This is a genomic window from Devosia sp. MC521, from assembly GCF_014127105.1.
GTDB lineage: Bacteria > Pseudomonadota > Alphaproteobacteria > Rhizobiales > Devosiaceae > Devosia.
Genome location: NZ_CP059902.1, coordinates 106,938 through 129,950 on the forward strand (window position 1 = coordinate 106,938; position 23,013 = coordinate 129,950).

Genomic DNA, 23,013 nt, shown 5'->3' on the forward strand with positions numbered 1-23,013 from the left:
TTAACGAATGCAGATTGTTCCAAAGCTGGGCACGAAAGCTCGTGCACTGGCCATCGGCGGGGCTCTGTCCGCGCTTATGGCAGGCATAGCTCACGCAGATGACCGCCCTGTGATCACCATCGCGGTTCCGCAGGTGGTCAATGGTGGCGTGCTCGATTTCCTGGCCGACCAGAGCTTGGTTTCCCAGCGTATTGCAGACAGCATTGCTGAAACCATGATCGACTTCGATCGTCAGAATCCAGAGCTGACCACGCGCGCCGCGCTGGCTGAAAGCTGGACGCGGATCGACGAAGACACCATCGAGCTCAAGCTTCGCCCCAATGTGAAGTTCCATTCCGGTGCGACCCTGTCGGCAGACGACGTTGTCTTCAGCTTCTCCCCGGAACGCTTCGGTGCTGTTGAAGACGGCAGGGGCGTCCCGCCAGAATTGAAGGCAGCCGCAACACGCCTTTGGTCCGGCATTTCGGTGGAAAAAGTTGACGACCTCACAGTCCGCGTCAACTCGGAAAAGCCAGACCCAGTTCTCGAGCAGCGTATGCAGCGTCTCGGCGCCGAAATCGTGTCGAAGGCCGACTACGAAGCCACCGCAACCTATGGTGACTTTTTCAAGGCTCCGGTCGGCACTGGCCCATTCAAAGTCGCTGAGTTCCGCCACAACGAGCTTCTCGTTCTCGATGCTCACGACGAGTACTGGGGCGGTAAGCCTGCCGTTCAGCAGCTGCGCTTCGTCGTCGTGCCTGAAGGCTCCAGCCGTATCAACGGCCTGCTCGCTGGCGAATACGATTTCATCACTGACGTGATGCCTGATCAAATTCCGGCCATCGAGGCGGATGACAAGTTCGAGGTTGTTGGTGGCGGCGCTGCCAATCTGCGCCTGCTCGTGTTCGATAAGCACAATGGCCCGATGCAGGATCCGCGCGTCCGTTTGGCAATGGCCCATGCGATCGATCGCCAGGCTATCATCGACGCTCTCTATGCCGGCATGAGCCGCATCCCCGCAGGCCTTCAGTTCGAGGCCTATGGCGATATGTTCATCAGCGACTGGACCGCTCCGGAGTACAATCCAGAACTGGCCAAGAAGCTTCTGGCTGAGGCTGGTTACAACGGCGAGACCGTCACCTACCGTATCCTGAACAACTACTACGTGAACCAGGTCTCCACTGCGCAGATCTTGTCCTCGATGTGGGAAGCTGTCGGCGTCAAGACCCAGATCGAGATCAAGGAAAACTGGGCTCAGGTGAACGACAAGGCCGCTGCGCCAGGCTCCGGCGAGCGTATGATCCGCGACCTCGGCAATTCGCTGGTCTTCCCAGACCCAGTGGCAACCTTCGGTAATTTCTATTGCCACCAGGGTGCTATTGTTGGCACGGGCGAATGGGAGAGCGAAGTTCTCAATGAGCAGTGCGACATTCTATTGACGTCGATGGATCCCGCTGTCCGTAAGGCCGCGTTCCGCCGCATGCTCGAAATCGCCGAGCGTGAGGACCCGGTCTACACCGTACTCCATGAGAACATCATGCTCTACGGCAAGCGCAAGGATATCCAGTGGGACTGGTCCAGCCTGTTCTCGATGGATTTCCGCGCCGGTAATCTCGAAATCGTCCAATAAGCAACACAGTTCCGGGGCCTTCGGGCCTCGGAACCCCGGTTTGCGGAGACTTCCTCTATGACAATGACAGCTGCCCCCGCAGAATCCCCGGTGTTCTCACTACGTAATCTCACGGTCGATTTTCGCCACGGCGAAGGTTTTGTCCGAGCCCTACACGGCATTGATCTCGATCTGGCGCGAGGGGAAACGCTCGGCATTGTGGGCGAGTCGGGCTGTGGCAAATCGATTACTTGGCTTGCGGCCCTCGGCCTATTGCGCGGTGGCGCAAAAGTCGGCGGTTCGGCCAAAGTCATGGGCCAGGAACTGGTTCAAGCCTCTGACAAAACGCTCTCAAGCGTTCGCGGTGGGCGCGTCGCTATGATTTTTCAGGATCCTTCGAGCTCCCTCAATCCAGTTCACAGGATCGGCAAACAATTACTTGAAGCGCTTCGCTTACACCGTGGCCTCACCGGCGAAGCTGCACGTGCGGAGGCCGTTCGGCTACTCGACCGTGTCGGCATTTCAAATGCGCCACAGCGCATGCGTGAATATGCCCATGAGATGTCCGGCGGCATGAACCAGCGCATCATGATCGCAATGGCGCTGGCCGGCGAACCTGAAGTGCTGATTGCCGACGAGGCGACAACCGCACTCGATACGACAATTCAGGCCCAAGTTCTCGCGCTGCTGCAGGAGATCCAGAAGGATACCGGAAGCGCGCTTGTTATCATCTCGCACGATCTCGGCGTTGTCGCTGAGATGACTGATCGCGTCGCAGTGATGTATTGCGGGCGGGTCATTGAAACCGGCGATCGCGATGAAATTTTCGACAATCCGCAGCATCCGTACACGCGCGGCTTGATGGCCGCAGTTCCTGATTTGACCGGCCCGAGGCAGCGATTGATTGCTATTCCGGGCACCGTTCCTGCGCCTGATCGCCTACCACCGGGCTGCTTCTTTTCTCCCCGCTGCGAGCGTGCGGCGTCCGAATGCAGGTCCGGCGCTATATCCATGCAGTCCATCGGCCAATCGGCGACCCATCATGCGGCTTGTGTCCGCCTAGAGGCGATCTCTCAAGGAGTGGCGTCATGACACTGCTCGAAGTTGACAATATCAGCAGACACTACAAACTTCCGCCCGCCAAGTTCCGGGGGGAGGCTCGTACCCTCAAAGCTGTCGATGGCGTAAGCTTTTCCATCAATAAAGGTGAAACGCTTGGCCTCGTAGGCGAATCCGGATGTGGCAAGTCGACCACCGGCCGGTTGGTGCTGGGGCATATCCCCCGTAGTGGCGGCACGGTCACATTTGATGGCCGCACCGTTGGCACCAAGCGCGATGCCCACTGGCGCGAAATGCGTCGCCATTTGCAGATGGTCTATCAAGATCCACTGGGTGCACTTGACCGCCGATGGACGATCGCCAATCAGATCGGGGAGCCGCTCGATATCCATCAAAAATCCATGCCTAAGGCGGAGCGCTCCGAGCGCGTAGCCAGCCTTATGGCCGATGTCGGTCTGCGTCCGGATCACGCGCAGCGTTTCCCTCACGAGCTCTCCGGTGGCCAACGGCAACGCGTCGTGATCGCTCGCGCCCTAGCGCTGGAGCCAGAGCTCATCGTGTTCGATGAGCCGGTATCGGCGCTTGACGTTTCCGTTCAAGCCCAAATGCTGAACCTTCTTGATGACTTGCGAACGCGGACCGGGTTTGCGTCGCTGTTCATCAGCCATGATCTCAAAGTTGTGCGGCATATCTCGGACCGGGTCGCCGTAATGTATCTCGGCGAGATCGTCGAGCAGGGCCCGTCGGAAACCATCTTCAGGGCGCCACAGCACCCTTACACCTTGGCTCTCGCTGCTGCGATACCTTCGGCAAAGCGCGCTGAGAAATCGACGCGAACGCTGCTCACTGGTGCGCCGCCGAACCCAGTCAACAAGCCATCTGGCTGCACGTTCCATCCTCGCTGCCCAGTGGCGATGCCGATGTGCGCCCAGATTAAACCGCCCATGATCACCGACGGCCAGCATAGCGTCGCCTGTCATCTCGTGAAAAGTGGAAACACAAACTCGGTGATTACGCCTTGAGGTACTTTCTCGTCCGTTTGCTGCGCGCTCTGGTCACCATTCTGGCTGTTGTGAGTATGTGCTTCATCGTCCTGCGATTGGCAGGCGACCCCTCGGTTGCCATGCTTGGTCCCGACGTAAGCGCTGCCGAAATAGCAGCCTTCCGGGAACGCTGGGGCCTCGATCAGCCCCTGCATATCCAATTTTTCCAGTTCATCTGGGCTGTGATGCATGGCGACCTCGGCTATTCGATGCGTGGAGGTGAGCCTGCGCTGTCCATGGTCTTGCGCCACGTCCCCCAGACATTGGCAATCACGGTGCCGGCTCTGTTGGTGTCGATCGCTATCGGCGTCCCTGCGGGCATTGCAGCCGCACTGTACCGCAATACTTGGTTTGACCGTCTGATCATTCTGGTTTCGATCGTAGGGTATACTGTTCCCAGCTTTGTGCTGGCCCTTGTCCTGGCATTAGTGTTCTCAGTGACCCTTCGTTGGTTCCCAACAGGTGGCTCCGGCACCTTGGCACATCTGGTGCTGCCGGTGGCCACCATCGGGCTCATCGGCGCCGCGGTCATTGCTCGCTATACGCGTTCAGCGATGCTTGAAGTCGACGGGCAGCCCTTCATTCGTACAGCGTCTGCCAAAGGACTTCGCCGTGGTGCGGTGGTTAGTCGTCACGCCCTGCCAAATGCTGCCGTGCCCATCGTCACCATTCTCGGCTTCATGGTCGGCTCCACAGTGACCGGAGCCGTGGTGGTCGAGACCGTATTTTCGTGGCCGGGCATCGGTCGGCTGCTTGTGACCTCGGTCGCGGCGCGCGATCTGGCAGTAGTTCAGGTGATTACACTGCTGGTGAGTGCAGCAATGGTCCTCTCAAATCTGGTCGTCGACATGCTTTATGGCTTTTTGGATCCGCGCATGCGCGCAAGTAAGGGTGTCGGCGAATGAACAGCCCCACAGACCTATCATCTGCGACCCAAAAGGCTTCAGGCAGCGTTCTTACCGGTCGCGCACCCTTGCGCACCTTCCTTCGCAATTGGCCGCTGACGGTTCTGCTCTCGCTGGCATGGATGACTTTCGTCGTTTTAATCGTGGTGTTCCTGCCCCTGATCATCGGCGCTGACTTCCAAGCAATGGATCTCAAGAACCGCCTTTCGCCACCAGTTTTCTTCGGCGGCACTTGGCAACATGCGTTAGGCACAGACGAACTGGGGCGCGACGTTCTGGCTCGCCTACTTGCCTCGACCCAAACGTCGATGGCCCTGGCGCTGGCCGCGACCATACTGAGCACGGTCCTTGGCGTTGGCCTCGGTTTCCTCGCCAGCTACATGCGAGGCGTAGTTGAGCAGATCATTTTGATGTTCATCGACGCACAATCGGCCATCCCGTTCATGATCATCGCCCTAGCGGTGCTGGCATTCCTTGGCAATTCGCTGCTGCTGTTCACCATTCTGCTGGGCTTTTCTGGCTGGGCCAGCATTGCGCGCGTCACCCGTGGTCTCGCCATCTCGTTCAGTGAGCATGGTTTCGCCAATGCGGTAGGCGATCTGGGTGCATCGCCGTGGCGCATCTATATGCGCCACATCCTGCCCAACATCGCCTCGACGCTGGTCGTTTCGCTGACGCTGAATTTCCCCGAGGTCATCTTGCTTGAGGCTGGCCTGTCCTTCCTCGGCTTAGGTATCCAGCCTCCGATGACCTCGCTTGGTAGCATGGTGGGATATGCCCGCGATTATCTGCATACCGCGCCTTGGATTTTGCTGGCACCGGCTTTGGTGATCGTCGTCACAACCCTAAGCATGTCGCTGGTCGGAGACTGGCTGCGTGACCGTCTTGACCCAGCTCTCAGATAACAAACTCACCTCATCCATAGGGGCGGTTTTGCCCCGAAGATCGACCAAATAAAGGACCGTGCTTCAATGACTGCCTGCATCACTAGCGTTGGTTTCAACGCAGCTTCAACCGACGGTGAATTCGCCAGCTATGAGCTGGAAATGCGCAACCTCGCCGAAATTGGCGCTGAAGTTGTAGAGATGTGTGTGACGTCCCTCGACCTCATAGCCAACGGTCGCATCATGCCAGAGCGTATGGCCCGCCTAGAGAAGGTCGCGCGCAACTACAAGTTCAAGTATACCGTGCATGGTCTGGTTTCGTCCGATTTCATGGATCCGGATACGCTTGATCGCCAGTTGAAGGTCGCCAAGGCTGTCGTAGAGATCTGTGATCGCATCGACGCTCGCGTGCTGGTGCAGCACAGCGGACGTGTTCGGGCCGACACTCCGCTCAACCGTGCCGGCGCGGACCAGCGCGAAGCTGACGCGTTCTACGAGCTCGCCGAGTTCGCAAAGCCTTACGGCGTTCGCATTGCCGTTGAAAACTGCTTCCTCACCAGCCAGGGCGAATATCGCCGGTTGCCGTCCGAGATCGCGGGGATGCTGCGCGAGATCAACCATCCTAACTTGGTTGGTACGCTCGACTTTGGCCACGCTTACATTGACTGCACCCATCGCGGACTCGACTTCATGACCGAATTGCGTGCCATGGCGCCGGTCACGGGCCATCTCCACGTTCACGACTCCTACGGCAATATGCGCGGCGCGACGCCGTTCTATTATCCGCAGGATGGCGTCGCTCTCGGCTTGGGTGACCTGCACCTGCCGCTCGGCTGGGGTGATATCAATTGGGAAGAGATTTTCTCGGAACTAACCTTCCTGCCCGATACAGCCCTGATGATGGAAGTCAGCAATCGGCGTTTTGGTGCTGAACAGCCGGCAAGCTTGGCGCGTGCCCGTCAGTTGCAGGCGCTGGTCAATAATCGGGTCTAACCCAATAGTGTCAAATGCGCCGGGTAGACCGGCGCGGTGAGGTTAAGAATTGCCCTTGTATCACGCGCTTTTGCAGCTTGGTGGCGCCATCATGATGCTGCTTTGGGCCATCCGCATGTTGCGCAGTGGTGTCGAGCGTGGGCACGGAGCACTGCTGTTGCGCCTCACCAATAACCCTAAGGGCGGATGGCCAACATCCGCCCTCACAGGGCTGCTGACCGCAGCCCTATTGCAAAGCTCCACTGCTGTTGCACTTCTCGTCTCAGCAATTGCAGCAACCGGAACACTACCCTTGGCGTCTGCTCTTGCCATGGTGCTCGGGGCCGATGTCGGATCCGCATTGATCCTGCAAGTGCTTGCAACTGATCTGTCATGGCTTGCTGCTCTTTTGGGCTTGGTCGGCGGAGCCCTGTACCTAGGAGCCTCCAGCCGCAAATGGCGTCAGACTGGTCGGATTGGTCTGTCAATTGCACTGGTCATGATCTCCTTGGGGCTGATTGGGGACGCCACAGAGCCGCTCAGGGATGCACCCATGCTTGTTCCGGCGGTCCAATATCTCAACAGCGACGTACTGACGGCATTTGTAGTGGGTGCTGTTTTTACCTGGCTGGTCCATTCCAGCATCGCTTCGATCCTGCTTATCGCCACCTTCATGGGGCAGGGGATCATTCCATTTGAGTTGGCTGTCGTCTTGGTCTTTGGGGCCAATGTTGGCGGCGGCCTCATTGCCGTCGGGTTGACGCTGAAAGCTGATATTGCTGCCCGCCGCATTGCTTTGGGCAATTTCCTCTTCAAGCTGGTCTTTGCCGTAGCGGCTCTCGCCATCGTTTATCCGTCAGGCTTTGCGGTCGTCGGCTGGTTCTCCAGTCCCACTGGCATCGTGCAGTTGCACCTGTTGTTCAATATCGCGATGCTGGTCCTCGGGCTGCCGATGGTGGGCGTGGTTTCCTCACTAATCCAGCGACTGGTGCCGGATGCTCGCACCACCAACGCCGACGCTGGCGAAAATTCGCGTCTTGATCCGCGTCTGCTCCAAGACCCACGCAGCGCTGAAACTTGCGTAAAGCGTGAGATGTTGGCTATGGCGCGTCATGTCGAGGAAATGCTCCATCCCGTTGCGGAACTGTTCAAGTACCCCGATCAAGAGAAGATCCAGAAGATCAAACAGCTTGAGAGCGAGGTGGACCGACGCCATACGGAGATAAAGCATTACCTCGCCCGCATTGTTTATGACGATGACCAATCGGACAGGGCATGGCGTTGCTTTGCGCTTGCGGACTTTGCCGTGAACTTGGAATTTGCTGCCGATACGATCTCTGGACGCCTCGTAAAGCTGGCGCGCGCATATTCCCGCCAGCCGGATGTGTTTCGTGCCGCAGATTGGGACGAATTGTTCGAAATCCACCAGCGCGTAAGCGAGAACCTGCAATTATCGTTGAACGTCATGTTGAGCGAAGATCATTTGTCGGCGCAACGTTTGCTTGGCACCAAGGAGAAAATGGCCCTCGCCGAGCGCGCCAATGTCATCAACCACATCCAAAGGCTGCGGGCCGATGCCACTCAGTCCAACCGGGCGGGTGACATCCACCTTGAAACCATGCGCGCCATGCGGCAAATCAATTCGATGGTTGCCAGCATCGCTCTACCGTTTGTCGATGACGCTCATCACGGACACCTACGGTTGGACCCCTAATTATTCTCCGGATGGCAAGATTGGATTTCGTCACGACAGAAGCGCGACGGGAGTTATTGCGATAGATCAAACTTGCACCGTACTTTTGCCCTTTCCTGCGAAAGACGCTGAAGGTGAGGTCGGGCTTTGATCAGTGCGGCAGTGGTTCAACGGACATTATCCGGCAACGTTGAGAATATGGTCCATGCGTTGTGTCTGGACGCAACAAGCTGGGTGAGGGGGCCACAAGCGCGGCAGTTGAACAACATTCACCAACGCTGTCTGAACGGTCCTCGCTAATTGTCGGGCGCTTGCAGTGGCACCGAGTATCCGCCGTCAGGTGCTTTGGCGTCGATTGGCGCTACTAGTGGCGTTGAGCATGGCATGTTGTTCCTGTGGTGTATTGCGGCCATCCACCGGTAGAACAAGTTTAAGTTTTGGAATGCATGCCGTTGAGGACTTGCGGCCACTCGTGTGACGGCAAATCTGTGCCTAGCATGGCTGTTCGGCATCAGCACCTGTGTCTCAGAAATGGGTTTGCGATTTAAGGAGAGTTCTGGTCTCGTCTGAGTGACGAAAGACCCAGAATGACGACGAAAACAACGAAGACGAAATCATCCGCAGAGCAGGTTGTGAAGGACATTCGCCGCGCGACACGACGACACTTTTCGGCCGAGGACAAGATCCGGATCGTGCTCGATGGATTGCGTGGCGAGGACAGCATTGCTGAGCTGTGCCGACGTGAAGGCATCGCCCAGAGCGTCTATTACTCTTGGTCAAAGGAGTTCATGGAAGCTGGCAAGCGACGTTTGGCTGGTGACACAACTCGTGCCGCCACCAATGATGAGGTTCTGGATTTACGCAGGGAAGCAAGCGCGCTCAAGGAATGCGTTGCGGATCTGACGCTCGAGAACCGCCTGCTTAAAAAAAGCATGATCGGGGATGGGGAGGATATCGAATGAGATATCCCGCATCTGAAAAGCTCGAGATTATCCGGCTGGTTGAGCAATCGCATCTCCCCACCAAACAGACGCTGGACCGGTTGGGTATTCCGCGGCGAACCTTTTATCGTTGGTACGATCGCTACTTGAACGGTGGCCCTGAGGCGCTGGAGGATCAATCCTCGGCACCAAGCCGGGTCTGGAACCGTATCCCGACCGGTATCCAAGACCAAGTCATCGAGATGGCTCTGGAGCACTCCGAGCTGAGCCCGCGCGAACTGGCGGTTCGCTTCACCGATGAGAGGGGCTATTTTATCTCAGAAGCCAGCGTTTACAGGCTTCTCAAGGCCCATGATCTCATCACCAGCCCCGCTTACGTAGTGATCAAGGCGGCCAATGAGTTCCACACCAAGACCAGCCGTCCCAACCAGATGTGGCAGACCGATTTTACCTATTTCAAGATCATCGGCTGGGGCTGGATGTATCTCTCCACGGTGCTGGACGACTATTCCCGCTACATCATTGCCTGGAAACTGTGCACGACCATGCGGGCTCAGGATGTCACCGACACTCTGGACTTGGCATTAGCAGCTTCAGGCTGCGATCAGGCGCGTGTGCAGCATCGGCCGCGCTTGCTGAGTGACAATGGACCCAGTTACATCGCCCAGGAGCTTGCCGACTATATCGCAGCCAATGACATGGATCATGTCCGAGGCGCTCCGCTTCATCCCCAGACACAGGGCAAGATCGAGCGCTGGCACCAGACGCTGAAAAACCGGATCCTTCTAGAGAACTACTTCCTGCCCGGTGACCTCGAAAGCCAGATCGAGGCCTTCATTGAGCACTACAATCATAAGCGCTATCACGAGAGCCTCGACAATGTGACACCCGCAGATGCCTACTTCGGCAGAGCACCTGCCATCATCAAAAGGCGTGAAAACATCAAGCGCAAAACAATCCAGCATCGACGCTTGATGCACCATAGGCTTGCAGCATAACATCAACCGAACGACGAGCAGTGCTCTCCGCTAATCAAGGCGCAGATCTGAGCCAAAGCATCTGACGACGGACACGCGCCAATGAAGCCATCGACTTCAACCTGACCAGCAACTACCCGGCCTTCATTGCCCGGGCAGAGTTGACCATCCGCGATGCTCAGGACGAAGTCATTGCCACTTTGCCTGCTGTGGCTAATGGCACGGTCACTTGGACCATGCCTGCGGACGGATCGGGTGAGTATTCCTACGTCGCCCGTGTCTATGATGCGCAAGGCCGGTTTGACGAAACCGCGCCCCTGAAATTGGCGCGCACCGAGAACACCGCTCCTTCGGAAACTGCAGACGATGCGATTTCGGTGGGTTGGGGCGAAGATCGTGCCGCGATCCGCACCATTCCTCTGGCTGGCGGCGCTGTTACCATTTTTGGTCGCGATGCCAAGCCGGGCACGCAGGTCGTGGTCCTAGGCGAAACCGTTCCCGTCGATATCAGCGGTTCGTTCGTTATTGATCGTATCCTGCCTGCCGGGCAGCATGAGGTCGACGTCACTATTGCCGATCCGGCCGCGGACACTCTCAAGTTCCGCCGTTCGGTCGCGGTGCCGGACAGCGATTGGTTCTACGTTGCGCTTGCTGACTTGACCCTTGGTGCCCGCTCGCCGAGCGCTCGTCTTGAGCCGGTGACAGGTGGTGAGTTTAGCCAGACCTATGCAAAGGGTCAGGCGCAGTTCTACCTCAAAGGCAAGATCAAGGGCGAATACCTGCTGACCGCGTCGGGCGATACGGGCGAAGGCCCGCTGGAAGACATGTTCCAGGGTGTTTTGTCCAAGGACCCACGTGCCGTTCTCTCGCGTATCGACCCGAATGACTTCTATCCGGTCTATGGCGACGATTCCGAACTGGTGGAAGACGCCCCTACACGCGGCAAGCTCTACGTTCGGCTCGAGCGCGGCAATAGCAATGTCATGTGGGGCACGTTCCGCACGGAAATCGCGAACAGCAAATTCTATAGCGATAATCGCGTGCTCTATGGCGCGTCGGCAACCTATAAGTCTGAGGATGTAACCACTCAGGGTGCGCACAAAACTCAAGTCAATGTGCATGCTGCCTACCCGGGAACACTCTCACAGCGCGACGTGCTGCGTGGGTCGGGGTGGCTCTGCCTATTTCATGCACCGTCAAGATCTGTTGCCGGACAGCGAAACGCTGGCCGTGGAGCTGCGCGACGGCGTAACCGGCGTTGTGCGGTCTCGCAAGACCCTGGTGAAGGGCACTGACTACCGCATCAATTACATGCAGGGCGTTGTCATTCTGACGACACCCCTCAGCTCATCGTCCAGCGCCTCTGGCGTTGCGTCGTCCATCGCTGATACGCAGTATTTGGTCGTGCAGTATGAGTTCACCCCGGCCGCTTCGTCGGGCGATGACTACGCTTTGGCCGGTGCTGCACAATCTTGGATCAACGATCACATCTCCATCGGCGCGACGGCTGTGGGTGAAGATGTTGATGGTGAAAAGACCACTCTGCTCGGCGCTAATGCCCGCCTTCAGGCCGATGAAAACAGCTTCATTGAAGCCGAGGTCATGCGCTCTGAGGGCACGGGCAGCAGCTCATGGGTCTCGCTTGATGGTGGTCTGACCTTCGTTGAAGACAGCGTCGCCAAGCGTATTGATCCAGCCTACGCCATTCGTGTTGCTGCCGAAACCGATCTTGAAGGCCTTGGCCTTGATGGTCGTGTGGGCGCCAGCGTTGAAAAGCGTCAAGCCGGATTTGCCGCAACTGGCTCGTCGACCAAGTACGACCAGCTGTTGGTCAGCACATTTGCTGACATCGCCATCACCGAAAGCACGACGGCAAGCGCCACTGTCGACATCGCCGATCAGGGTGCGCAGGGCTACACGCGCGCCTATGGCGCTGAAGTTGAACACCAACTTTCGCCAGACCTGACCCTACGCGGCGGTATCAACCATATCGATATTGCGTCCACCAGCCAGAACGGACGCCGGACGGATCTGGGGCTAGGCATTGCCTATGTTCTCAATGAAGATCTTGAAGTCAGCGCCTATGGCCGCAAGACCGTCGATAAGGTGGGGACTCTCACTGACGCTGATCGTGTCGGCGTCGGCATCGACTATCGCATCAACGACGCCCTCAGCCTTGAAGGCGAAGTGTCCTACGGCTCCACCGGTGTTGGTGGTCTCATTGGTTTGGTGCATCAGCCGACAGCCGATGAACGCAATTATATCGGTTATCGTGTCAACGCCCCCGACAGCGCAAGCTTAGCATCGTCGGCACGCACCGGTCTGGTTGTGGGCACCGAACGCAAGGTCAACGAAATCGTCGCCCTGCATTCGGAAGCCATTTACAACACCTTCGATCGCAACCGCACGCTGACCCAGACCTATGGCATCACCCTGACGCCGGACGAGTTCTGGACACTGAACGGCGCGTTCGAACGCGGCACGATCTACGATAAGAATGATGAAGATCTGCAGCGCACCGCACTCTCGCTCGGCGCAGGCTATGTGTCGGATGGCCTGACCGGGACAGTGCGTGGTGAAGTGCGCGATGAGAAGTCGACCACTGGAGCGAAGGACGGCCAGTCCTATCTCTTTGGCTCGTCCATGTCTTGGCGTACCGATGATGACTGGCGCCTGATCGGCAGCTTTGATGCTCTGCTCTCGCAGTACAATAACAAGGCCATCTTGGACGGCGACTATGTCGAAGCCAGCATTGGCTATGCCTACCGTCCAGTCGACAACGAACGCTTTAACGCGCTCGCCCGCTATACCTTCCTCTACGACCTTCCCGGCGTACAGCAGGTGACGGCAAACGGCAGTGCCAATGGTCCAGCGCAGCGCAGCCACATCTTCTCCATTGATGGCAATTACGACATCAACGAGTGGCTGACCGTGGGCGCAAAATATGGCGCGCGTATCGGGGAAATCTCCGAAAACCGCGATCCATCGGGGTGGACACGCTCGTCCGCACACTTGGGCATTATTCGCGTTGACGCAGAAGTCGCCAAGGATTGGGATATCCTGCTCGAAGCGCGGGCTATGGCCTTGCCTGAGGCAAAGACGCTCGACCTCGGCGCATTGGCTGCGGTCTACTATAGCGTGGATGACCATGTGAAGGTCGGTGTCGGCTATAATTTTGCTGGGTTCTCGGATGATCTGCGTGATTTGGAACGCGATCACCAAGGCATCTTCTTCAACATTATGGCGAAGTACTAAGTCTGCCCATAAATGCGAACTCAACTGGGCGGAGCCACACTCCGCCCAGTCAGCACGTCAGAGCGGCGCGACGGATATGCCCTCTCTGTCCGACAGTTCCCTCTCAACATCCAACATGACTGAGCCCACCCCACGTGATAGTGACAAACGTCGCTGCCGTAGGACTGGGTTTTGGTGAGGGCGTGATGAGGGTTTTGGTTACGGGCAATGCCGGATTTATCGGCTATCACGTGGCGCGCCGACTTCTGGAGCGCGGCGATGCTGTCGTCGGTTTTGACGTCGTTAATGCCTATTATGATCCCAGCCTGAAAGAAGCGCGCCTTGCGCAGCTAGAGGCGGTGAGCGCCCAGCTCGGCGGTGATTATTCCTTTGTTCGTGGCGACCTGGCAGACCGCGCAGCGGTTGAAAGCCTATTTGCCGACCAAGGCTTTGATCGCGTCATCCACTTAGCGGCACAGGCGGGTATTCGCTTTAGCCTTGAGGACCCGCACTCTTATGTGCAGTCGAACGTGGTTGGCTTTACCCATATTCTGGAGGCCTGCCGCCACCACAAGATTGGGCATTTAACCTATGCCTCCACGTCGTCTGTCTATGGCGGCAATGCCAAAATGCCGTTTTCCGAACACGACGGGGCGGACCATCCGCTTCAGATCTATGCGGCCACCAAGCGCGCCAATGAGCTGATGGCGCATTCCTACGCGCATCTCTTTGGCCTCCCGACAACTGGGCTACGGTTCTTCACCGTCTATGGCCCTTGGGGGCGGCCAGATATGGCGCTGTTCAAGTTCACCCGTAATATTCTGGCAGGCGAGCCGATCGACGTTTACAATTTTGGCAATCACACGCGCGATTTCACCTATATCGATGACATCGTTGAGGGCGTCATTCGCTCTTCAGATACACCCGCGCAACCCAATCCCGATTGGCGCGCTGATGATCCCGATCCGGCCAGCTCAAACGCGCCCTATCGTCTTTTCAACATCGGCAATTCCGAGCCAGTAAAACTCGCGGGCTATATCGATGCGCTTGAAGCGGCGCTGGGTAAGAAGGCCATTCGGAACCTGCTGCCCCTGCAGTCAGGCGACATGGCGGACACATCCTCCGATACCTCTGAGTTGACCAAGGCAACAGGCTACGCCCCACAAATGCCGGTGACTGAAGGTGTTCGCCGCTTTGTCGAGTGGTATCGCGACTTCTATCGCGTTTGAACGTCCCACGTGCAGACGAAAAACCCCGCCACAGCAGTGACGAGGTTCTTATGGTCGGCAGTTACTTCATCGTCGGCATTTGAAACTCTGCGCCGTCTTTAATGCCGCTCGGCCAACGGGCTGTGACGGTCTTGGTGCGCGTCCAAAACTTGATCGAATCCATGCCGTGCTGATTGAGGTCGCCAAAGGCGCTCGCCTTCCAGCCACCAAAACTGTGGTAGGCCAGCGGCACCGGCACTGGCACGTTGATGCCGACCATGCCGATATTGACCCGTGCCGCAAAATCGCGGGCCGCATCACCATCGCGGGTAAAGATCGCCGTGCCATTGCCATAGGGATTGTCGACGACAAGCTGGAGCGCATCTGCATAGCTTGGGGAGCGGACGACACTCAGCACCGGCCCAAAGATCTCTTCCTTATAAATGTCCATCTCGGGCGTGACGCGGTCAAACAGGGTTGGACCGACGAAATAGCCATTTTCATAGCCCTGCAATGACAGGCCACGACCATCGACGACGAGCTCTGCGCCTTGCTCGACACCGGAGGTGATCAACGACTTGATACGGTCCTGCGAGGCTTTGGTGATCACCGGGCCCATTTCGCTTGATGCGTCAGTGGCCGGACCAACCTTGAGCTTTTCGATCCGTGGCTTGAGCGCCTTGATGATGGCGTCGGCGGTGCCGTCACCAACCGGAACCGCCACCGAAACAGCCATGCAGCGTTCGCCTGCCGAGCCGTAGCCTGCACCCATCAGCGCGTCTGCGGCCTTATCCATGTCAGCGTCTGGCATAATGACCATGTGGTTCTTAGCGCCACCAAAGGCCTGCACGCGCTTACCATTGCTTGCCGCCGTGCCGTAGACATAGCGCGCGATCGGGGTGGAGCCGACAAAGCTAATCGCTTCAATCTTTTCATGCGCCAGAATGCCATCCACAACGGACTTGCCACCATGCACAACGTTCAGAATGCCCTTGGGTAGGCCCGCTTCAATCGCGAGCTGCGCAAGACGCACTGGCACAGACGGGTCGCGCTCCGAGGGCTTGAGGATAAAGGCGTTGCCAGCGGCAATGGCTGGTGAAAGCATCCAGAGCGGGATCATCGCCGGGAAGTTAAAGGGCGTGATGCCCGCGCCAATGCCCACTGGCTGGCGCATGGAATACATGTCGATGGCCGGGCCAGCGCCGTCCGTAAACTCGCCCTTGAGCAGATGCGGTGCACCAGCGACGAACTCAGCGACTTCAAGGCCGCGCTGCACGTCACCCTTGGCGTCTTCAACCGTCTTGCCGTGCTCCGCGCTCAGCAGCTCTGCCAGCTCCTGCATATTCTGGTTGATCAGCGCCACATAATTGAAAAACACCCGAGCGCGGCGCTGCGGATTGGTTGCAGCCCATTTGCCCTGCGCGGCAGCAGCAGAAGCGACAGCGGCTTCCAGATCCGCTGGGGTCGCCAGCGCAACGCGGGCCTGCACTTCGCCGGTTGCAGGGTTGAAAACGTCCTGAAATTCGGTGCTGGTGCCTGTGGTTTCGACGCCGTCGATAAAGTGGCCAATAGTGCGCATGAGGCAGGTTCCCTTGTTTTGTAGCCTAGTTGCCGCTACGAAGGGTGAATAGCAACGCCAAGTTTTCGGCATCCGTTGTGCAGAAATTGTAGCTCAAGATGAACTGGGACGACGTTCGTATCTTTCTGGCCGTGGCGCGTACGGGACAGATTTTGGGTGCAGCCCGCAGCTTGGGGCTCAATCACGCCACCGTCGCACGTCGCCTCAGTGCACTTGAAGATCAGCTCGGCAGCAAACTCTTCACCCGTAAAACCAATGGCTCCGAGCTTTCCAGCCATGGCGAACGCCTGCTCCCCCACGCCGAGCGTATGGAAAGCGCCATGCTGGCAGCGCAAGAAGCAGCTGGTGCTGATAGCACGGTGGAGGGCACGGTGCGCGTTGGTGCGCCCGATGGTTTTGGTGTGGGTTTTCTCGCCCCCCGTTTGGGTGAATTGCTGCGCCGTCATCCGGGATTGCGCATTGAATTGGTGCCCGTGCCGCGCTCCTTCTCGCTCTCGCGCCGCGAGGCTGATGTGGCGGTGACGCTGGAGCAACCGCGCGAGGGACGGCTGGTGGCGCGTCGCCTCACCAATTACTCTCTCGGACTATATGCTTCCCCGACCTATCTGAGTGAATTTGGGGTGCCGCAAACGCTTGCCGATTTGGAACGCCATCAATTGGTCGGCTATGTCGACGATCTCTTGTTCACCTCATCGCTCGATTACACGGCAGAATATCTCAAGAGCTGGCGGTCAAGCCTGGCCGTCTCTACGGCAATCGGACAGACAGAGGCAGTGCGGGCCGGGGCAGGGATCGGTATCCTCCACGCCTTTATGGCGCATAACAGCGCCGATCTCGTGCCGGTTCTACCTCAGCATATCCTAAGCCGCGCCTATTGGACGGTGATGCACGAAGACCTGCGCAGCATTCGTCGTGTTGCGCTGGTGTCCGATTTTCTCAGCGAGATTGTGTCCCGCGATCGAAAGCTATTTACTCCTCACGCATAACCTAAGAACACCGCCGTATCGGGATCAATCGGAACGCCATGCTCGGCGCGGTGCGCGGCTTCCGCCCATTCCCGATCGCCCGGAGCCATAATTTGACCGCCCCCTTCGCGCGCAGGCGCACCGCGCAGCGCCGATAGATAGGTCAGCATGGCTTGGCCAAAAGCCTGCGCTCCAACGAACTTTGCCGGATCGATCACCATGACGAAATGGCCCATATTGCGGGGCGTACTAATGTCTTCGCCGCCATACATGGGGATGAAGTTGGGGTCGAGCGTCGTCCCGGTGAGAAGAGCGGAAAACAGTGTCGCGACCCCAGCGAGCCCCGCGCCTTTAAAGCCATAGCTCGCGCCGCCCAAGGGAAGTAGCATTTCCGCCTCATGCGGATTGGTGGTTTCCACCCCGTTCTTATCCGCAGCAACCCCGGGCGGCAGGGGCTCATCGAGTGAACGATGCAGCAGCACTCGGTTCATCGGAATGGACGATGTCGCCATGTCCAAAAACCATGGGCGTGCATTGGGGACTGGCGCGGCAAAGGCGAGCGGGTTCGTGCCGTGGAACCGTTGCGCGCCGTCGTAAAGCGCCACCATGGCGTCGGTATTGGTCGTCACAAAGGTCACAAAACCCTGCTCCGCACCGGCGATGGCATAAGCGCCCGTTGCGCCAAGATGGGATGACTGTTCAATCCCGACCCCAGCGACGCCATGTTCGCGGGCGATCTCGATCCCCGCCTTCACAGCCTCATAGGCCGAGTAGTGGCCCAAACCATTGTCGGCATCAAGGATTGCGGACGAACTCGCCGTGCGGCGCAGGGTGATGTTTGGCGCTTTGTTGATGCGCCCACCCGCCATCATTTTACAATAGTGCTCGGTGAGCCGAACACCGTGGCTATCAATGCCAACCATGGAGGCATGCAGCAGCGCGCGGGTTGTTGCATCCGCCGCAGCAGCAATCGCCCCTGCGTCCACCAGTGCCTTGCGGACACGCGCTTCGACGTCTTTTGCTGCAACCAATATTTGCTTGTCGCTGTGCATGTTTCCCCCCGGCCACTCATCAGCAGTTTCCTGATGGTTACGCGCGCAGGCGGTGAGTGCAAGTCGGATTAGGGCGTTTTGGTCTGGCTTTGCGTACGGCGCATGTCGACAGTGCGGGTAAGGACGTAAGCCAAGAGCCACAGCGCAAAGATACCGCTGCCCAGCATCAGCCCGTCAATCAGCACCGTATCGGTGATGCCTTCTTTCGAAAGCCATGCCTTCACGGCCTGCAAGGCGATGCTCAATACTGTGCCGGTAGCAAAGACTGCCAGCCCCTGCCGTCCCATAATGCGCAAGGGGACGGCCAGACGCGAGGACGCAATCACGCGCATCTGCGGGATCGACGCAAAAACATAAAACACCGCCAACGCGTGCAAGAGACGCGGCAGGCTCAGGAAGGTCTTGTCAAACCAGGTGATGTAGAAGGGCGCGCCCATTTTGCTGATCGCGCTGAGCCCGGCCCGAAACGCTTCCCCAGCCGGTGGATATTTCATCACCACTATGGTGGCGATCAGATAGGCCAAGGCCAGCACGAAAGCGACAGGATGGGCGGGAATGAACTGCTTGCCCTGCTTCATTGCCATGCCACTCAGCACCCCAATGACGAACAGCAATTGCCACGAGAACGGGTTGAAAAACCAGCCGCCGCTATTGGGGAAGTTGGGCAGATTCAAGCGGAATTGACCGGCGATAACCCAGAGCAAGATCGAGCCCGCCAGAACCCAATAGGGGAACTTGCGTCCCAGTAAAATGATTGCGGGAGTAGACACAAGCAGCACAGCATAAAGGGGCAGAATATTGAGATAGCCGAGCTGGTGGGTCAGCAGCGGAATGCCGATCATCGTCGCCAGCGGATCGGCGAACAGCGCCTTGATGTTGTTCTTGGTCAGCAGCTCCGCCAAATCAAAATAGCGCGCTGCGCAGGCGACAATGGCAAGGCAGATGACAGTGATGCTTAGATGCACGAAATAGAGATAGCGCGCCCGTGCCCATGGGCGTGATACGGCCAACCACAGATTATTGCCGGGAGCGAATGCCGATGAATAGGCCAAGCCCGCCGCAAGGCCGGACATAAAAACGAAGGCCTCTGCCGCGTCCGAAAAGCCGAAGTTTCTGTTGGTTACATATTCGTAGACTGTGCCGGGCACGTGATTGATGAAAATCATCACGAGGGCCAGCCCCCGAAAAAAGTCGAGGCGATGGTCGCGCTGTCCGGGGACAAGCCCGACAGGCGCTGGCTTGGTCGCGCCGAGATGTGACGAAACCGGCACGCCCCGCAGCAGTCGTTTATGCATTTTCAGCAGTCAGTTCGAGCACCGCAGGCGCGACCGACACTGGTTGCGGCTTGCTCCACTGTTGCAGGATGCGCTTATTCTCCGCGATCACCGGCACCACTTGGCGCTCCGTGACGATGGAGAAAATGTTCTTCATCAGCGGGCTCGAAGCCGAATGCGAGGTCAGGCGAATAATCAGCGGCGCCAAAACGGCCGGAACGGTTACCGGTAAGAGCCACAGCACAAACGCTGGCGCTTCGACCATCGTGAAACCGATGGTGATGATACCCACCAGCATGATCCACCAACTCGCGCCGATAGCCGTTTTCATAGGAACCACTTGCGCGTCGCGCTCGGTTGCTGGCCAACCACCGTCGAGGCCGAGGAAAATCTGGATAACCGCACGGGTTTGAAACGCCAGCAGGATTGGCGCCATGATTGTCGAGATGACGATCTCACCCAAGGTCGAGAGCAAAACGCGCGCGGTGCCGCCAAACTGAGCATTAGTGCCGTCAAACGCCCCGCGTAATGCGATGGCCAGTTTTGGCAGGAGCAAAACTGCAGCAACGCCAACGCCCAAAATCCACGGTGCAAACTGCAAGCGTTCGCCCGGCGAGTCTGGATAGGCAGTCGCCAGAAGACTGGTGATCATCAACGCCAGCCAGATCGGGGAGGCGAGGTACGCCATAATGCCCTGCAACAGCGTGAAGCGGTTCCAAAACTTCAGCTTTGGTGCCGCGAGCACTTTGTGGTGCTGCAGATTGCCCTGACACCAGCGACGGTCGCGTTTGGCGTATTCAATCAGGTTTTCGGGGCCATGTTCGTAAGAGCCGGGAATGGCTGGGTCCATACGGACTTTCCAGCCACCACGCGACAGCAATGCCGCCTCGACATAGTCATGGCTCAGAATATGCCCACCCCAAGGTGGACGGCCAGACAACACTGGTAGGCCGCAGCATTGCGCAAAGGCGCGGACACGCACGATGGCATTGTGGCCCCAATACGGCCCCTCATCGCCCTGCGCCAAAGCCGCGCCACGAGCAAAGAAGGGCGATAGATAGGCGGCGGAGAACGCCATCATGCGGCCAAAGAGGCTGTCGGCATTGATCACGGTCGGCACGGTCTGCAACAGACCCAAGCGCGGATCATTGTCCATGCGCTCGGCCAGCGCGATCAGCGTCTTGCCTTCCATCAGACTGTCCGCATCCAGGATCACAGCATAATCATATGCCGCGCCAGAATTGCGCACAAAGTCTTCGATATTGCCCGCTTTGCGGCCCGTATTACGCTCGCGGCGGCGATAGAAAATGCGCGCTTCCGCTTCTGGCTCGCGCGTCAACAGCTCGAACGCGTCGATCTCTTGGGCCGCGACCTCAAGATTGGTCGTGTCCGAAAGGATTGCAAAGTCAAAACGGCTGGCGACGCCGAGCGCCACGATCTCGCGGTTCATCGCCGCAATACGTGCGAAGGTCTCGACCGGGTCCTCATTGTAAATGGGAATGAGAACCACGGTTTTGCCGGTTGGCAGCGTTGGCACGCAGGTGATCATGGTTTTGGACGCAAACGCGCCAATCACGCCGACGAGCCCACCAAACACCAACCAAAAAGTGGCGATAAACAGCAAGCCGGCGCGCAAAAAGTCGAGCCAGTTTGGTTCGTCACCACCAATGATGTGCAGGAACGACCAACCTGCGGCAATGGCCGAAACACTGGCAATAACCAGTGAGAAAGCGCGCATAATAGCGGCTCGGCGCGACGCCTGCATTCCAGCCATTAGATTGTCCACCTATCAGCCGCGCTGCCGACCGAGAAACAGGTCAACCAGAACATTGACCAGAGAGCGATCGCGTTCGAGGCGCTGCTTTGGCATCGCCATGGGGGCATCGGGTAGGCCGAAATTTGAAGAAAAAGCGTGTCGTTTCATTCTATTCCTCGCCACTGGTAGATCCACGTTTCCGTAATCGGCTCATTTCCGAGCGCTATGCTGGCTTTAAGCTCGATCAGCGGTTGGTCCGCGGTGTCGATGTCTATGACAAGACGCCAATGTTCATTGGCATCGATGCGAGAAAAAGTAGTCGAAACTATGCTCCCCGCTGAGTTCGTAACCAGAACGTTAAATTCCGTGTCTGGTTCCAGATCGGGAAGGCGACCGCCTGCGAAGTCGATCACAAATTTCCTAAGGGCCGTCGCGTTTTCAACGCCAGAAACGCCGCCCATGCCTGCGCGCGTCTCCGCGACATAGGCCAGAGTTGAGTGCTCTTCGGCGTTCAGATCACCCCAAGTGAGGCGATAGCTAAACTCGCGCGAGCTCCCGGCGGTAATGGCGCCAGCGGGGATCCAGAAGGCGCCAATATTGTCGTCCGCTTCATAGCGAGCGGGGATCTCGATTAGGCGAATAGTGCCTTCGCCCCAATTGCTGATGGGCTCAACCTTGAGTGAAGGGCGGCGCTCATAATGGGCGCCAGCATCTTGATAGGTTTCAAAGTCGCGACCGCGCTGATAGAGGCCAAAGGAGCGAATAGCCTTGTCCGCGAGATAGGTATTGCCCAAAGTTTTGGTGTTGTTCAGCGGCCGCCAGATGACTGTGCCGTCGGATGGTTCAACCAATAGGCCGGTGCTGTCATGGACCTGCGGGCGATAGTCATCAAAGCTGATGTGGTTGGCCGCGCCAAACAAGAACATCGATGTTAAAGGCGCAATGCCCAACTCGGCAATATCGGCGCGGAAGTAGAGCCGCGCGGTCACTTCCATCACGGTCTCTTGCCGATTTTCGCCCGCGGGGCGGATGATAAAGCGATAAGCTCCGGCAACGCTTTGGCTTTCGAGGGCCGCGTATATGGTGATGCTGTCCGAGTTCTGCGGGCGTTCGAGATAGAACTCGCTAAAGCGCGGAAATTCCTCTGGTCCATCGCGCCAGGAATTGATCAGCAAGCCACGGGCACTCAAGCCATAGATATTGTCGCGGCCGAGGGCGCGGAAATAGCTCGCGCCAAGGAAAGAGACCAGCTCGTCGGCACGGTCCTTATCATTGATCGGATGATTGAGCCGGAAGCCTGCTACGCCCGGGAACTCAGCATTCTCGGCTTGGCTCTTCTGGTCTTCGTCAAAATAGAAGTTGAAGTCCGCGCCGGTGAAATTCATTGGGCGCGCTTGCCCGTCATTCACCTCGAACAGGCTCACCGTCTCTTTAAACAGCCAGCCCGGCGGGAAGACATGAACCTGATAGCCATGGTCCTGCTCGGCCCAAACAGCGCGTTTGGTATTAAACTGCACGCGGCGATGACCATCATAATCCAGCCCTTCATAAAAGGCGGATGAGATCAGCTTTGGTGGCGCATAGGGTGCAGCGGCCACATCGCGCATGCGCGCAGAGAAACTGTCATAATTAAATGCGAAGCTATCCGTCCCATCTGCAGCTACAGCGGGAGTAAGGCTTGTGGATGATAGCAAAACAGCGGAGGCGATCACCCCTTGGAGGAGGGAGCGTCGTGAAATTGTGTGGGGCGTTTGAATCTTCATCTTCGGCGCGGTCGGCGTCTGCCCGTTATCCATCAATTAAAAGGAACGTCGCCAAGGCCATAAAGTTGAGTCATGGGTGTTATGCGTAAAACGCATGGCCCATGGCGCGCCGTTGCGACC

18 protein-coding genes are annotated in these 23,013 nt (G+C 57.9%); 12 read left to right on the forward strand and 6 right to left on the reverse strand.

What is annotated here, in order from left to right; translation table 11 throughout:
* Positions 1–7: 7 nt before the first annotated feature.
* The 11 genes from H4N61_RS00580 to H4N61_RS00630 all read left to right on the forward strand — a co-directional run bounded on the left by H4N61_RS00580 (position 8) and on the right by H4N61_RS00630 (position 14,525).
* Positions 8–1,609, forward strand: coding sequence for an ABC transporter substrate-binding protein (locus H4N61_RS00580; protein WP_182394699.1), 1,602 nt, complete (start codon positions 8–10; stop codon positions 1,607–1,609).
* A 57-nt stretch (positions 1,610–1,666) separates the two neighbouring features.
* On the forward strand, positions 1,667–2,680 hold the full coding sequence (locus tag H4N61_RS00585) for an ABC transporter ATP-binding protein (RefSeq protein ID WP_248306543.1): 1,014 nt from the start codon (positions 1,667–1,669) through the stop codon (positions 2,678–2,680).
* Complete coding sequence (locus tag H4N61_RS00590; protein WP_182394700.1) at positions 2,677–3,669, forward strand: oligopeptide/dipeptide ABC transporter ATP-binding protein; 993 nt, start codon at positions 2,677–2,679, stop codon at positions 3,667–3,669. The genes H4N61_RS00585 and H4N61_RS00590 overlap by 4 nt, the downstream gene beginning before the upstream one ends.
* A gap of 56 nt (positions 3,670–3,725) precedes the next feature.
* Positions 3,726–4,595 carry an ABC transporter permease gene (locus tag H4N61_RS00595; RefSeq protein ID WP_169196886.1) on the forward strand — a complete coding sequence of 290 codons (870 nt, stop codon included), beginning with the start codon at positions 3,726–3,728 and terminating at the stop codon, positions 4,593–4,595.
* Positions 4,596–4,717: 122 nt separating this feature from the next.
* Positions 4,718–5,500: an ABC transporter permease gene (locus H4N61_RS00600; RefSeq protein ID WP_248306622.1), complete on the forward strand. Its 783-nt coding sequence runs from the start codon at positions 4,718–4,720 to the stop codon at positions 5,498–5,500.
* A gap of 66 nt (positions 5,501–5,566) precedes the next feature.
* Positions 5,567–6,472: a sugar phosphate isomerase/epimerase gene (locus tag H4N61_RS00605; protein WP_182394702.1), complete on the forward strand. Its 906-nt coding sequence runs from the start codon at positions 5,567–5,569 to the stop codon at positions 6,470–6,472.
* 49 nt (positions 6,473–6,521) lie between these two features.
* Positions 6,522–8,165 (forward strand): Na/Pi cotransporter family protein, encoded by a 1,644-nt coding sequence (locus H4N61_RS00610; RefSeq protein WP_182394703.1) that lies wholly within the window; start codon positions 6,522–6,524, stop codon positions 8,163–8,165.
* Positions 8,166–8,731: 566 nt separating this feature from the next.
* Positions 8,732–10,083 (forward strand): IS3 family transposase gene (locus H4N61_RS00615; protein WP_182394704.1). Its coding sequence is split into 2 segments (ribosomal slippage): positions 8,732–9,068 and positions 9,068–10,083, totalling 1,353 coding nucleotides; the frame shifts between segments, so codons are not numbered across the junction.
* Between the two features lie 140 nt (positions 10,084–10,223).
* A complete protein-coding gene (locus H4N61_RS00620) occupies positions 10,224–11,357 on the forward strand; it encodes a hypothetical protein (protein ID WP_182394705.1) in 1,134 nt (377 codons plus the stop codon).
* Positions 11,251–13,317: an outer membrane beta-barrel protein gene (locus tag H4N61_RS00625; RefSeq protein ID WP_182394706.1), complete on the forward strand. Its 2,067-nt coding sequence runs from the start codon at positions 11,251–11,253 to the stop codon at positions 13,315–13,317. Before H4N61_RS00620 ends, H4N61_RS00625 begins: the two co-directional genes overlap by 107 nt.
* A gap of 185 nt (positions 13,318–13,502) precedes the next feature.
* The gene (locus H4N61_RS00630; protein ID WP_182394707.1) at positions 13,503–14,525 is read left to right on the forward strand and encodes an NAD-dependent epimerase; all 1,023 of its coding nucleotides are present in this window, start codon (positions 13,503–13,505) and stop codon (positions 14,523–14,525) included.
* A gap of 61 nt (positions 14,526–14,586) precedes the next feature.
* Here the strand turns inward: H4N61_RS00630 and H4N61_RS00635 are convergent, their stop codons facing one another.
* Positions 14,587–16,083 (reverse strand): CoA-acylating methylmalonate-semialdehyde dehydrogenase, encoded by a 1,497-nt coding sequence (locus H4N61_RS00635; RefSeq protein ID WP_182394708.1) that lies wholly within the window; start codon positions 16,081–16,083, stop codon positions 14,587–14,589.
* 98 nt (positions 16,084–16,181) lie between these two features.
* Here H4N61_RS00635 and H4N61_RS00640 point away from each other — a divergent pair, with 98 nt between their 5' ends.
* Complete coding sequence (locus H4N61_RS00640) at positions 16,182–17,069, forward strand: LysR family transcriptional regulator (RefSeq protein ID WP_169196863.1); 888 nt, start codon at positions 16,182–16,184, stop codon at positions 17,067–17,069.
* Here the strand turns inward: H4N61_RS00640 and H4N61_RS00645 are convergent.
* From H4N61_RS00645 to H4N61_RS00660, 5 genes are all read right to left on the reverse strand, one after another.
* Positions 17,060–18,100: an Ldh family oxidoreductase gene (locus H4N61_RS00645; protein WP_182394709.1), complete on the reverse strand. Its 1,041-nt coding sequence runs from the start codon at positions 18,098–18,100 to the stop codon at positions 17,060–17,062. The genes H4N61_RS00640 and H4N61_RS00645 overlap by 10 nt on opposite strands.
* Before the next feature lie 68 nt (positions 18,101–18,168).
* On the reverse strand, positions 18,169–19,395 hold the full coding sequence (locus tag H4N61_RS00650) for an OpgC domain-containing protein (RefSeq protein WP_182394710.1): 1,227 nt from the start codon (positions 19,393–19,395) through the stop codon (positions 18,169–18,171).
* On the reverse strand, positions 19,388–21,148 hold the full coding sequence (gene mdoH, locus H4N61_RS00655) for a glucans biosynthesis glucosyltransferase MdoH (RefSeq protein ID WP_248306544.1): 1,761 nt from the start codon (positions 21,146–21,148) through the stop codon (positions 19,388–19,390). Before mdoH ends, H4N61_RS00650 begins: the two co-directional genes overlap by 8 nt.
* Positions 21,149–21,163: 15 nt before the next feature.
* Positions 21,164–21,298, reverse strand: coding sequence for a hypothetical protein (locus tag H4N61_RS18425; protein WP_282567609.1), 135 nt, complete (start codon positions 21,296–21,298; stop codon positions 21,164–21,166).
* The gene (locus H4N61_RS00660; RefSeq protein WP_349236484.1) at positions 21,295–22,926 is read right to left on the reverse strand and encodes a glucan biosynthesis protein G; all 1,632 of its coding nucleotides are present in this window, start codon (positions 22,924–22,926) and stop codon (positions 21,295–21,297) included. The genes H4N61_RS18425 and H4N61_RS00660 overlap by 4 nt, the downstream gene beginning before the upstream one ends.
* Positions 22,927–23,013 lie beyond the last annotated feature (87 nt).

Excerpts from the sequence above, each read along its gene's own strand:
- H4N61_RS00645 (WP_182394709.1), bottom strand. The coding sequence starts at position 18,100 with ATGCACAGCGACAAGCAAATATTGGTTGCAGCAAAAGACGTCGAAGCG.
- H4N61_RS00640 (WP_169196863.1), top strand. The coding sequence starts at position 16,182 with ATGAACTGGGACGACGTTCGTATCTTTCTGGCCGTGGCGCGTACGGGA.
- H4N61_RS18425 (WP_282567609.1), bottom strand. The coding sequence starts at position 21,298 with ATGAAACGACACGCTTTTTCTTCAAATTTCGGCCTACCCGATGCCCCC.
- H4N61_RS00625 (WP_182394706.1), top strand. The coding sequence starts at position 11,251 with ATGCACCGTCAAGATCTGTTGCCGGACAGCGAAACGCTGGCCGTGGAG.
- H4N61_RS00650 (WP_182394710.1), bottom strand. The coding sequence starts at position 19,395 with ATGCATAAACGACTGCTGCGGGGCGTGCCGGTTTCGTCACATCTCGGC.
- mdoH (WP_248306544.1), bottom strand. The coding sequence starts at position 21,148 with ATGGCTGGAATGCAGGCGTCGCGCCGAGCCGCTATTATGCGCGCTTTC.
- H4N61_RS00600 (WP_248306622.1), top strand. The coding sequence starts at position 4,718 with ATGACTTTCGTCGTTTTAATCGTGGTGTTCCTGCCCCTGATCATCGGC.
- H4N61_RS00595 (WP_169196886.1), top strand. The coding sequence starts at position 3,726 with ATGTGCTTCATCGTCCTGCGATTGGCAGGCGACCCCTCGGTTGCCATG.
- H4N61_RS00585 (WP_248306543.1), top strand. The coding sequence starts at position 1,667 with ATGACAATGACAGCTGCCCCCGCAGAATCCCCGGTGTTCTCACTACGT.
- H4N61_RS00580 (WP_182394699.1), top strand. The coding sequence starts at position 8 with ATGCAGATTGTTCCAAAGCTGGGCACGAAAGCTCGTGCACTGGCCATC.
- H4N61_RS00630 (WP_182394707.1), top strand. The coding sequence starts at position 13,503 with ATGAGGGTTTTGGTTACGGGCAATGCCGGATTTATCGGCTATCACGTG.
- H4N61_RS00605 (WP_182394702.1), top strand. The coding sequence starts at position 5,567 with ATGACTGCCTGCATCACTAGCGTTGGTTTCAACGCAGCTTCAACCGAC.
- H4N61_RS00590 (WP_182394700.1), top strand. The coding sequence starts at position 2,677 with ATGACACTGCTCGAAGTTGACAATATCAGCAGACACTACAAACTTCCG.
- H4N61_RS00635 (WP_182394708.1), bottom strand. The coding sequence starts at position 16,083 with ATGCGCACTATTGGCCACTTTATCGACGGCGTCGAAACCACAGGCACC.
- H4N61_RS00660 (WP_349236484.1), bottom strand. The coding sequence starts at position 22,926 with ATGGATAACGGGCAGACGCCGACCGCGCCGAAGATGAAGATTCAAACG.